Genomic DNA, 12,168 nt, shown 5'->3' on the forward strand with positions numbered 1-12,168 from the left:
TTATTCCCTCACCAGTTTCTCAACTTCCCGACGCCGTTTACGAAACGAGCTGGGCGTTTCGCCGTACTGCTTGCGAAACCACGCGATCAGATGCGAGGCGTCCGAAAAGCCGGTGGCGGCAGCGATGGCCGTAATGCTGTTGCTTGAGTCTGCCATCAGCTTACGGGCCTGCTCAAGGCGCAGGGTGCGCCAGTAAACCGCTGCGGAATGGCCGGTGCACTTGGTAAAAATCAAATTGAGCTGGCGGAAGGTGACGCCCGCAAACGTCGCTACGTCGCTCAGCGGGATCGGTGAATCAAGATGATGTTTCATAAAGCCGATCACCTTGCTCACCAGTTCGTTTTCATACACGTCCGGGGCGTTGAGTGGGGCTTTCTGCTTCGCCTTACCGGCGGGCTGACTGGCGTCGTCCACCAGCAGATATTTCAGTACCTTCTGGGAGCGAACCAGCCCGCAGTGCTGACGGATAAGATCGGCCGCCAGATCGATCGCCGTGCCGCCGGGACAGGAGATAATGCCGCCGTCCTTGATGTAGGTTTTGTCGATGACCGGAATCGCCCTGGGGAAACGCATGCGGAACTCGTCGCGGGTGGTGAAGTGGATCGCGCAGTGACGCCCGTCCAGCAGCCCGGCGTTACCCGCCACAAATGCCCCGCTGCACAGGGTGATTATCGGGATATTCCTCGCGTGCAACTCGCGCAGCGCCTGCAGCAGCCAGGGCGGCGGGTTGCGCGTCTCCTCAAGCAGCCCGCCCGCCACCACAAAGTAGTCCCACGCTTTACTGAAATCGAGCGTCGCCGTCGGGGAGACCGGCAGCCCGCAGCTGGCCGTGACCGGCTGGTTATCGCAGGTCATCCACTCCCAGCGGCAGAATATCTGGCGACTGGAGAAGGATTCATCTGCCGCAAAGCGCAAAGACTCCACCAGCCCGGCAACGGATGCCAGGGTGAACTGGGGCATCAGCAAAAAACCGATGGTCAAATCCGGCTTCGGTCCGGCGTGGAGTAAGGACATTAGGTTAGCTCCTGCAATCCGCCCAGCTTGCTCAGCAAGCGCTTGAGATCGGCGATGTCCTGCGCGTCCAGCCCCGCTGCGATAGTTTTTTCGGCATTTTTCGCCTGCTCAATCATTCGGGCGAGCATCGCTTCCCCGTCGGCGGTCATCGTGACCCGCTTGCGGCGACGATTGGCAGGGTCGGTCTGCACGTTGAGCAGTCCGCTTTTGGTCATGCGATCGATGACATAGGTTCCGGTGGCTTTATCAAACCCCGCCCGGTTGCCCAGCGTTTGCTGGTCGCAGACGGTTTCTTCGGCCAGCACCACCAGTATGGCGTATTGCACCGCAGAGAGCCCGGTATCAACGCACTTTGACCAGCACGTCGAGGAGTACTGCCCTGCCCGACGCATCAGATGCATTAACGAACTGTCACCGTGTGGCCATAGCGGCGCGGCAAGAATGAGATCGGGCTTTTCTGACATCGGCTCTCTTGACTCCTGATAACGACAAACATATAGTTCGAACACAAACAGTTTGAACTTAAACTATAAACCTGAACGGACTTTATCGCATTCTACAGGATGTTTCCATGCCAGGCCTGAGGAGTGCCGCATGAAATATTATGATGATTTAAGAAGTTTTATCACTGCGCTGGATGAGATGGGCGACATTGCGCACGTTACTCGTGAAGTTGATTGCGATTATGAACCGAGCGCGATAACCCGCCGCAGCTACGAAACTCAGTCTCCTGCCCCGCTGTTCCACAACGTTGCGGGAGTGGCCCCGGGCTTTCGCCTGTTTGGTGCCCCGGCGAGCCTCTCCTCCCGCGCCGACATGCCCTACGCCCGGGTTGCCATGTCGTTAGGGCTGGCACCCAACGCCAGCGGACCCGAGATTATCGAAGCCCTGTCGGCAGCGCGCAGCCAGCCCGGTATCCCGCCCGTGCGCGTGGGATCCGCCGACGCCCCCTGCCAGCAGAATATTTTACGCGGTGGCGAGGCCACGCTGGACCGCTTCCCAATCCCCTTTGCGCATGATAAAGACGGCGGTCGCTATGCCAATACCTGGGGCACGCTGATCGTCAAAACGCCAGACGGCAAATGGGTCAACTGGTCGATTGCCCGGGTGATGAAGGTTGACGGTAAGCGCATGGTAGGGCTGATCGTGCCAAGCCAGCATATCGGGCAAATCTGGACCGAATGGGTCAAACGGGGGCAGCCGATGCCCTATGCGCTGGTTCAGGGGCCCGCCCCTGCCATCTCCTGCGTCTCCGGGATCCCCATTCCGGCCCACGCCGATGAGGCTGACTACATCGGCACGCTGGCAGGTGCGCCGGTCCCGGTGGTCAGGGCCGTGAGTATCGATCTGGACGTGCCGGCTACCGCGGAAATTGTCATTGAAGGGCACGTCTCCATCGAGCGCGACTGCCAGGAAGGCCCGTACGGGGAGTACGGCGGTTATCTCGGCGAAGGCTCTTCGGCGCAGCCCACCTTCCACGTCGACACCATTACCCACCGCGATGACCCGATCTGGCCGATGTCGATCACCGGACGGCCAACCGATGAGTCTCACACCCTGTGGGCCATGGGGCTGGCTGCCGATGCGTTAACCCACCTGCGCGACGCAAACCTGCCCGTCAAAACTGCCTGGATCCCGGAGGATTCAACCGTGCACTGGCTGCTGGTAGTGATGCCGCAAAACTGGCGGGAACGTCTGCCGGGCATGACCAGCGATGCGCTGTCACAGCGTATCGGTGAGGTGCTGTTTAGTACCGACGCGATGGTGTTTATCCCGAAAGTGTACGTGGTGGATGACGATTTCGACCCCACCAATCTGCGCGAGGTGGTGTGGGTGCTGTCGACCCGCGTGCATCCTGTTGGCCGCCGCGCGGTGTTTCACGATCGGCGGGTGATTCGCCTGCCCCAGTGCTACGACGAAGAGGAGTACGTCGCGGGCAAAGGGCCGAAAGTGGTCTTTGATACCCTGCAAACCACTCGCCATCTGCATGCCTCTTTTGACCAGGGTTATCCTGCGGAAATTCGCCAGCGCGTACTGGATAACGAATAAGTGAACAATCAACGCCTCTGCGGAGGCGTTATTAAACCGCACATCAATCATCTTAAAAAATATATTCTTTTAAACGCTTCATAAACGTCATTTAAATTCCACAGCACGCCGTTAAAAAATGCGTATTATTCCCCTCGATTTACAACGATCTCGTTATGGCGAGGCTCCTGTACAAATACACGTTATCGCTCTGGTGGGTTCGAGAGAACCGGCACAGGGTAAAACAGGCACTGTCGAATCAAGGCTTTGTCAGTATAACTTCCCTTGCGGGATACGGTGTACAGTGCTGAACCCAGGACGTGGGGATCTCTTCTTCGACATGCCCTGTCTTGCTCGCCCCTGAGAGATTTTATTATTCAAAGGGAATTCACTATGTCTTACGCTATTCACAATCACTCTCTGGCATTCAATGACAGCGCCGTTGCGCAATATATGAATACCGACTTTATTGTTCTCGATATTTCATTAAGCGTGGCGCTGGCACGCGCGCATTTTTTCGAAAAATTAAAAGACGATGATATTCCGTCGCATATTTTTATCGAAGACAGTGGCCGCCTGGCGGGCATGGTTGCCGTGCGTAAATTATTACAGGCCGCCGATATGGAACAGCCGGTAAAAGCGCTGATGATTTCACAGTTTGTGCAGGTAAAACCGGAAGATGAGCGCGCTGATATCGCCGGGCTGTTGGCCCACGGTAGCGCAGATGTCGTGCCCGTGGTCACCCACGGCAAGCTGGTGGGCTGCCTGACCGAGCGCGAAATTGCCCATCTGCTGGAAGACGATGTCACCGAGGATGCCCAGCTTCAGGGCGCCACCCTGCCGCTGGAAAAGCCCTATCTTGAGACCAGTGCGGTCAGTCTGTGGAAGAAGCGCGCGGTCTGGCTGCTGCTGCTGTTCGTGGCGGAGGCTTACACCAGCACGGTGCTCCAGCATTTCGAAGAAGCGCTGGAGTCCGCCATCGCGCTGGCGTTCTTTATTCCGCTGCTGATCGGCACCGGCGGGAACAGCGGGACGCAGATCACCTCCACGCTGGTACGCGCCATGGCGCTGGGGGAAGTCGGGCTGAAGGATGTCGGACGCGTGCTGCGTAAAGAGATGACCACCTCAATGATGATTGCCATCACCATGGGCATGGCGGGCTGTTTCCGGGCCTGGATGATGGGTATCGGGGTCGAGATTACGATTATCGTCAGCCTGACGCTTGTCTGCATCACCCTGTGGAGCGCGATTGTCTCCTCGGTGATCCCGATGGTGCTTAAGCGCTGCGGTATCGATCCGGCGGTGGTTTCCGCGCCGTTTATCGCCACGCTTATCGACGGCACCGGTCTGATTATCTACTTCAAAATTGCGCAGTACACGCTGGGCCTGGAGTAATGGATGAACGGCGCGCGCCTTTTCAACGACGGCGCGCGCCATGGGGAGCAATCAGGAATCCCAGGCCTGCTCAACCTTGGCGGCCTGATACTGCGGGGGTGGCTTACGGAAGCGTCGGGTCAGGTAGGTCAGGTACAGAATACCCACTGCGGCCCACACCAGCCCCAGCGTCAGGGACGTCGCTTCAAGGTTGATCCACAGCACGCCGACCGTTGCTGCGCCGATCAGCGGCAGCAACAGATAGTGAAAACGATCTTTCCACGTTTTGTTGTAGCCTTTGCGCCGCCAGAAGTGGTTAAACACCGACAGATTGACGAAGGTAAAGGCGACCAGCGCGCCAAAGTTGATCAGCGCCGTGGCGGTGACGAGATCAAAGAACAGCGCGGAAAGCGCAACGACGCCAACCATCACCACGTTCAAAGCAGGCGTGCGCCACTTCGGGTGGATGTAGCCAAACACGCGCTCCGGGAAGACGTTGTCGCGGCCCATGACATACAGCAGACGAGAAACGCTGGCATGCGACGCCAGCCCCGACGCCAGCGTATTAACAAACGTGGTACAGAGGAAAATCGACTGGAACAGTTTGCCGCCCACGTACAGCGCAATTTCCGGCAGCGCCGCGTCGGGGTCTTTAAAGCGACTAATGTCCGGGAAGAAGAGCTGCATAAAGAACGAGGCGATGATGAAGATCAGCCCGCCGTACAGCGCGGTCAGGAAGATCGCTTTCGGAATGACCCGCGCGGCGTTCGGCGTCTCCTCGGAGAGCGTCGTAACGGCATCAAACCCGAGGAACGAGAAGCAGACGATGGTTGCCCCGGTGATGATCGGTATCAGATGGGCGTTCTGGCTGATAAACGGCTGGAGCGACCAGACGGTCCCCACCCCCTCGCCGTTGTGTAGCCCGTGCACCACCAGCACCACGAAGACCACCATGATCGACACCTGCACCAGGACGAACAGGGTGTTGAAGTTGGCAACGAGGCTCACGCTTTTCAGGTTTGCCAGCGTCAGGATGGTGACAAAGCCGACCACCCAGATCCACTGCGGCACCTCCGGGAACATGGCGGAGAGATAAATTTTTGCCAGCAGGACGTTGATCATCGGCAGGAACAGGTAGTCGAGCAGCGACGACCAGCCCACCATAAAGCCTACGTGCGGGCCAATTGATTTTTGCGCGTAAGTGTACGCCGATCCCGCTTCCGGGAACTGGCGCACCAGCTTGCCGTAGCTGATGGCGGTGAACAGCACGCCCGCCAGGGCCAGCAGATAAGAGGCTGGCACGTGGCCGTTACTGATGCCGGAGACAATCCCGAAGGTGTCGAAAACCGTCATCGGCGTCAGGTAAGCCAGCCCCATCATCACCACCTGCCAAAGCTTTAGCGACTTGCGCAGGCGGGGTTTTTCAACGGCTGACGGGGCGTTCAGAGAGGTATTAGTCGCCATAGACCTGACCTCCCATGCTTAGGGTTGCGTGTCGGGGCATGCGCCTCAGGACACACCTGCCTGGCAAGGGAGGAAATAATAAAAAGGGAGAGAGTACGTCACAGCAGGACAGCGCGGTCTGGCATTCAGGGCGAAGGAGAGCGTGGCCTCCCTCACCTTGCGGATATTTGAACATCTGCATCATTTCATTTCCTCGTCACACACAGTGTCGTTAACTGAAGCCCCGTTGCCGCCTGCGCTCCTTAACGCGACACCCGGGAAATGGCTGGATCACCAGCAGATTTTTCGGCCAGGCTCCGCGCAGACCGTATGATGCTACTTATTAGACTGTCTCAACTGGCCCCTCGCGGGGCACGATATCAGGCGTTTTTCAACATCCACTCAATTTCGGTTTCTGTGATAAGACGCTCAAACTGCAGCAGTTCATCGTTTTTGCAGGCGTGATAAACATGGCAGAAACGCTCGCCCAGACGTTCGCGCAGATCGTCGTTTTGCATAAACGTCCACAGCGCGTCGCTCTGGCGGATAGGGAACGGCAGCCCGTCCTGCTCAAGCCCATTACCTTCCACTTCTTCCTGCAGCGGTAAATCATTGTCCAGCCCGTGCAGGATCCCGGCGAAGATGGCGGCCATCACCAGATACGGGTTAGCATCCGCTCCCGCCACACGATACTCGACGCGATGGTTATGGCGATCGCCACACGGAATGCGCAGGGCAACCGTGCGGTTGTTATGCCCCCAGGACGCCTGGGTTGGCACATACATCCCCGGCTGGAAACGGCGATACGAATTGACGTTGGGTGCCAGCAGCGCCATCGATGCGGGCATCAGGTCGATCATCCCCGCCAGCGCCCGCTTCAGCAGCGCGGAATCTTCCCCGTCTTTATCAGCCAGCACGTTCTCGCCTTTGCTGTTTTGCATGCTGATGTGGATGTGCATCCCGCTTCCCGCATGCTCTTCGTACGGCTTCGCCATAAACGTGGCGTGCATCTTATGTTTTTCCGCCATCAGACGCACGAGACGTTTTAAGGCCAGCGCATCATCGCAGGCATCAAGCACGTTTTCGGTATGGTGAAGGTTGATTTCAAACTGCCCCGGCGACGCTTCCGCCACCGCGCCATCGGCGGGGATCAGCTGGAGCTGCGCCAGCTCGTCAATGTCGTTCAGCACGTCGGCAAAGTGGTTAAGGTTGTCGACGGAATAGACCTGGCTCTGGGTATTACGCACGTCGGTACCCGGCGCGCACGGTGGCTGGAGATACCCTTCGGCGTCGCGTTTGCGATCGAGTAAATAGAACTCCAGCTCTACCGCTACCACCGGGAACAGACCGCGCTGGCGCAGCTGCTGCCAGAGTCGGTTGAGAACGTTCCGTGGCTCAACGTCAAAGGGAGCGCCATCTTCATCAATCATCGTCAGCTGAACCTGACCAATATATTCAGGGTCGGCGGCTGACGGGGTTAAGGTGCCCGGCACCGGGACGCAGGTGCAATCCGGCTCACCCAGCTCCTGCCCTAATCCGGCCTCTTCCACCACATTACCGAGAATGTCCATGGCAAAGACCGACGCCGGGAAGTAGCAGCCTTTTTCCAGCTTGCTCAGGCCAGCAACCGGAATGCGCTTGCCGCGGAAACACCCGTTCAAATCGGTAAGCAGTACGTCGATAAACTGGGTATTCGGATAGTTTTCCAGATAGCGCTTCACCTCCTGGCTAAATGCGCTGCCCCGCCTCTCTTCCGACTGCTGCACAAAGTTCTCAACTTCTACGATATTGGTTTCCATGATTTACCACCGTTTTGGGTTTGCGTTCGCGGACTTCGACTGTCAAATATAATGTCCATACTATCGAATCTGTATGCAAACAAATTGTTTGTCAAATGTTAAATTAAGTTTGCAAATGGCAGATCCCACTGCTAGATTGAGAAAATATTGAACGAAATGGCCGTTTAATATGCGAAACCGGCCTAAATTTAGTCCACTTTGTGAGGGCGATCATGGAAAATATAATGTACAAGCCAGTTATTGGCGTGGTGATGTGTCGAAACAGGCTTAAGGGTCATGAGACCCAGACCCTGCAAGAAAAGTACCTGAATGCCATTATTCACGCAGGCGGATTACCGATTGCCCTGCCCCACGCGCTGGCAGAGCCAGAGCTGCTTTCTGTTTTACTCTCAAAGCTTGACGGCATTTACCTGCCGGGCAGCCCCAGCAACGTGCAGCCGCACCTTTATGGTGAAAACGGCGATGAGCCTGACGCCGATCCCGGGCGTGATCTTCTGAGCATGGCGTTGCTCCGCGCCGCGCTCGAAAGGCGCATCCCCATTTTCGCCATCTGCCGTGGTTTACAGGAACTGGTTGTCGCCACCGAAGGGACTCTGTATCGTCGTCTTTTCGATGAGCCAGCGCTGCTTGAACATCGCGAAGATCCTGAACTGCCGGCTGAGATGCAGTACGCGCCCTCTCATGAAGTACAGGTTCAGGAAGGAGGTTTACTTTCTCAGTTGATACCGGGCTGCAACACGTTTTGGGTAAACTCGCTGCACGGACAAGGAGCAAAAACGTTAGGGCCACGGCTGCGTGTGGAAGCACGTTCCACAGACGGGCTGGTGGAAGCGGTCAGCGTAAATGACCATCCTTTCGCGCTTGGCGTACAATGGCATCCCGAATGGAACAGTAGCGAATATGCCCTGTCGCGTATGTTGTTTGAGGGTTTTATCACCGCCTGTCAGAGCCACATTGCTGAAAAACAGCGGCTTTGACCACTACAGTTAAGGAAATGCAACTATGAGCGATGACGGACTGGCGCCAGGGAAACGTCTGTCTGAGATCCGCCAACAGCTGGGTCTCTCACAACGCCGTGCCGCCGAACTGTCTGGATTGACACACAGTGCCATCAGCACCATAGAGCAGGACAAAGTCAGTCCTGCCATCAGTACGCTGCAAAAGCTGCTGAAAGTCTATGGGCTGTCGCTCTCGGAATTCTTTTCTGAACCCGAAAAGCCTGATGAACCGCAGGTGGTTATCAATCAGGACGATCTTATCGAAATGGGCAGTCAGGGCGTTTCGATGAAGCTGGTTCACAACGGAAACCCGAACCGTACGCTGGCGATGATTTTTGAAACTTACCAGCCTGGAACCACAACCGGGGAGAGAATCAAACATCAGGGTGAGGAGATAGGCACCGTTCTGGAAGGTGAAATTATGTTGACCATTAACGGTCAGCACTATCACCTGGTTGCAGGGCAGAGCTATGCCATTAATACCGGCATACCGCACAGCTTCAGCAACACCTCGGCAGGGATTTGCCGAATTATCAGTGCCCACACCCCCACCACATTCTGATTTCAGACCCGCCCCGACGATAACGCCTTATTGTCGGGGCTTATAAAAAGCCCTATTGACGGTATTTAACAGGTCATCACCTGGGACGCCCTGCGGCCTTTTGACGCCTGTTATCTGCGACCGCCTTTATTTATCTGATTGCGACAGGAAGGAGTGAATATGCATTTTCAGGACCTGACCTACTGGCAGGATAAAGCGAAAAATATCCACATCGAAACGCGTTTATTTATTAACGGCGAATATTGCGATGCCGCCGATAATTCCACGTTCGACACGCTGGACCCGGCGGCGCAAAAGACGCTGGCGCAGGTGGCACGCGGCAAACAGGCCGATGTCGACCGGGCGGTTGAGGCCGCGCGTGCGGTCTTCGATCGTGGCGAATGGTCGCAGGCCTCTCCTGCCCGACGTAAAGCGGTGCTCAACAGCCTTGCAGACCTGATCGAGCGCGACCGCGAAACATTAGCGCTGCTGGAAACGCTGGATACCGGCAAGCCTGTCCGTCACAGCCTGCGGGACGATATTCCCGGTGCCGCGCGCGCCATTCGCTGGTACGCCGAAGCGGCCGATAAGGTGTATGGCGAAGTTGCGCCCACGGGGAATAACGATCTGGCCATGATCGTTCGCGAGCCGGTCGGCGTGGTGGCGGCCATTGTGCCGTGGAATTTCCCGCTGCTGCTGGCCTGCTGGAAGCTCGGCCCGGCGCTGGTGGCGGGCAACAGCGTCATCCTCAAGCCTTCTGAAAAATCGCCGCTGACGGCTATCCGGCTGGCAGCGCTGGCGAAAGAGGCCGGGCTGCCGGACGGCGTGCTCAACGTGATCAGCGGTTTTGGTCACGAGGCGGGCCAGGCGCTGGCGCTGCATCCGGACGTGGAGGTGATGACCTTTACCGGCTCAACCCGCACCGGGAAACAGCTGCTGAAAGATGCGGGCGACAGCAATATGAAGCGCGTCTGGCTGGAGGCGGGTGGTAAGAGCGCCAATATCGTTTTCGCTGATTGCCCGGATCTCGACAAAGCCGTCAGCACCACCGCTGCGGGCATTTTCTACAACCAGGGTCAGGTCTGCATCGCCGGTACACGCCTGCTGCTGGAGGAGAGCATCGCTGACGCGTTTCTCAGCCGCCTGAAAGCCGAGGCGCAGAACTGGCAGCCGGGCAACCCGCTGGATCCTGACACCACCATGGGTACGCTGATTGACGCCGGTCACGCCGACGCGGTGCACGGTTTTATTCGCGACGGAATGAATAACGGCACTCTGCTGCTCGACGGGCGTAACAGCGCCTGGCCTGCCGCCGTTGGTCCCACCCTGTTTGTCGACGTCAAGCCCGAGGCGGCTATCTGCCGGGAGGAAATTTTTGGCCCGGTGCTGGTTGTTACCCGTTTTAAAACCGAAGAGGAGGCGCTGCGCCTGGCGAACGACAGCCAGTACGGCCTTGGCGCGGCGGTATGGACGCGCGATCTCTCCCGCGCCCACCGCATGAGCCGCCGTCTGAAAGCGGGATCGGTCTTTGTGAACAACTACAACGATGGCGATATGACCGTCCCCTTTGGCGGCTATAAGCAGAGCGGCAACGGGCGGGACAAGTCCCTGCACGCGCTTGAAAAATTCACCGAACTGAAAACCATCTGGATTGCCCTGGAGCCTTAATCATGACTGAACATACCACCAGCTATTACGCCGCCAGCGCCAATAAATATGAACCCTTCCCGACGCTGAGCGAATCAATTAGCTGCGACGTCTGCGTGGTCGGCGGCGGTTACACCGGCCTCTCCTCTGCCCTGCACCTTGCCGAAATGGGCTACGACGTGGTGCTGCTGGAAGGGGCGCGCATCGGCTTTGGCGCCAGCGGACGCAACGGCGGCCAGCTGGTTAACTCCTACAGCCGCGACATCGACGTTATCGAGAAAACCTACGGTCCCGATACGGCCCGCATGCTGGGCAGCATGATGTTCGAAGGCGGGGAGATTATTCGTGAGCGTATTCAGCGCTACCAGATCCAGTGCGATTATCGCCCCGGCGGCCTGTTCGTGGCGCTCAACCATAAACAGCTCGAAACACTGGAAGAGCAAAAGGAGAACTGGGAGCGTTACGGCAACACGCAGCTGGAGCTGCTTGACGCCAGCGCTATCCGCCGCGAGGTGAACAGCGAACGCTACACCGGCGCGCTGCTGGATCGCAGCGGCGGGCATATCCATCCCCTGAACTTAGCCATCGGCGAAGCGGACGCGATTCGTCTGAACGGCGGACGCGTCTACGAGCAGTCTCCGGTGACCCACATTGCGCACACCAGTCCGGCGGTGGTCTCCACGGCTAAAGGGCAAGTGACCGCGCGCTACGTTATCGTCGCCGGTAACGCCTATCTGGGCGACAAAGTAGAGCCGGACCTGGCGAAGCGCAGCATGCCCTGCGGCACGCAGGTGGTCACGACCGCTCCGCTCTCTGACGATCTTGCCCGCTCGCTGCTGCCTAACAACTACTGCGTGGAAGACTGTAACTATCTGCTGGATTATTACCGTCTGACCGCCGACAACCGCCTGCTGTACGGTGGCGGTGTCGTCTATGGCGCGCGCGATCCCGAGGATGTGGAGCGTCTGGTCATGCCGAAACTGCTGAAAACCTTCCCGCAGCTTGAAGGCGTAAAAATTGACTATCGCTGGACCGGCAACTTCCTGCTAACGCTGTCGCGCATGCCGCAGTTTGGCCGCCTCGACAGCAACATCTACTACATGCAGGGCTACAGCGGGCACGGGGTGACCTGTACGCACCTCGCCGGCCGGTTGATTTCAGAATTGCTGCGCGGCGACGCCGAGCGTTTTGATGCCTTTGCCAACCTGCCGCATTACCCGTTCCCCGGCGGACGCAGCCTGCGCATTCCGTTTACCGCCATGGGCGCGGCGTACTACAGCCTGCGCGACCGTCTCGGCGTGTAATTTCCTTCATCGACTGGCGT

10 protein-coding genes and 1 riboswitch are annotated in these 12,168 nt (G+C 57.8%); of the genes, 6 read left to right on the forward strand and 4 right to left on the reverse strand.

All coding sequences use genetic code 11. The annotated features are described in order from the left end of the window. Positions 1-1,014 (reverse strand): GlxA family transcriptional regulator, encoded by a 1,014-nt coding sequence (locus ACWKX3_RS07825; protein ID WP_058609190.1) that lies wholly within the window; start codon positions 1,012-1,014, stop codon positions 1-3. Beyond that, positions 1,014-1,478 carry a MarR family winged helix-turn-helix transcriptional regulator gene (locus ACWKX3_RS07830; RefSeq protein WP_454541554.1) on the reverse strand — a complete coding sequence of 155 codons (465 nt, stop codon included), beginning with the start codon at positions 1,476-1,478 and terminating at the stop codon, positions 1,014-1,016. The genes ACWKX3_RS07825 and ACWKX3_RS07830 overlap by 1 nt, the downstream gene beginning before the upstream one ends. A 130-nt stretch (positions 1,479-1,608) precedes the next feature. On the opposite strand from ACWKX3_RS07830, the gene ACWKX3_RS07835 reads away from it, so the two are divergent. Together ACWKX3_RS07835 and ACWKX3_RS07840 are read left to right on the forward strand one after the other, a co-directional pair. Continuing rightward, the gene (locus ACWKX3_RS07835; protein ID WP_446187714.1) at positions 1,609-3,063 is read left to right on the forward strand and encodes a UbiD family decarboxylase; all 1,455 of its coding nucleotides are present in this window, start codon (positions 1,609-1,611) and stop codon (positions 3,061-3,063) included. Between the two features lie 142 nt (positions 3,064-3,205). Next, positions 3,206-3,375: riboswitch (M-box (ykoK) riboswitch) on the forward strand. Positions 3,376-3,435: 60 nt separating this feature from the next. After that, complete coding sequence (locus ACWKX3_RS07840) at positions 3,436-4,437, forward strand: magnesium transporter (protein WP_202561958.1); 1,002 nt, start codon at positions 3,436-3,438, stop codon at positions 4,435-4,437. 51 nt (positions 4,438-4,488) lie between these two features. On the opposite strand, the gene ACWKX3_RS07845 is transcribed toward ACWKX3_RS07840, so the two are convergent. Together ACWKX3_RS07845 and ACWKX3_RS07850 are read right to left on the reverse strand one after the other, a co-directional pair. Then, positions 4,489-5,880: an APC family permease gene (locus ACWKX3_RS07845; RefSeq protein WP_088207539.1), complete on the reverse strand. Its 1,392-nt coding sequence runs from the start codon at positions 5,878-5,880 to the stop codon at positions 4,489-4,491. A gap of 359 nt (positions 5,881-6,239) precedes the next feature. Further along, on the reverse strand, positions 6,240-7,658 hold the full coding sequence (locus tag ACWKX3_RS07850) for a glutamine synthetase family protein (protein ID WP_006174579.1): 1,419 nt from the start codon (positions 7,656-7,658) through the stop codon (positions 6,240-6,242). A 224-nt stretch (positions 7,659-7,882) separates the two neighbouring features. Between ACWKX3_RS07850 and puuD the strand changes: the two genes are divergently transcribed. The 4 genes from puuD (at position 7,883) to ACWKX3_RS07870 (ending at position 12,148) form a co-directional block, all read left to right on the forward strand. Next, on the forward strand, positions 7,883-8,635 hold the full coding sequence (gene puuD / locus ACWKX3_RS07855; protein ID WP_454541555.1) for a gamma-glutamyl-gamma-aminobutyrate hydrolase: 753 nt from the start codon (positions 7,883-7,885) through the stop codon (positions 8,633-8,635). 25 nt (positions 8,636-8,660) lie between these two features. After that, positions 8,661-9,218: an HTH-type transcriptional regulator PuuR gene (gene puuR, locus ACWKX3_RS07860; RefSeq protein ID WP_006174575.1), complete on the forward strand. Its 558-nt coding sequence runs from the start codon at positions 8,661-8,663 to the stop codon at positions 9,216-9,218. A 159-nt stretch (positions 9,219-9,377) separates the two neighbouring features. Continuing rightward, a complete protein-coding gene (gene puuC, locus ACWKX3_RS07865; protein ID WP_454541556.1) occupies positions 9,378-10,865 on the forward strand; it encodes an aldehyde dehydrogenase PuuC in 1,488 nt (495 codons plus the stop codon). Positions 10,866-10,867: 2 nt separating this feature from the next. Beyond that, on the forward strand, positions 10,868-12,148 hold the full coding sequence (locus ACWKX3_RS07870; protein ID WP_058609195.1) for an NAD(P)/FAD-dependent oxidoreductase: 1,281 nt from the start codon (positions 10,868-10,870) through the stop codon (positions 12,146-12,148). The last annotated feature ends 20 nt before the right edge of the window (positions 12,149-12,168 follow it).

The sequence above is a fragment of the Enterobacter sp. UPMP2052 genome, assembly GCF_053709675.1.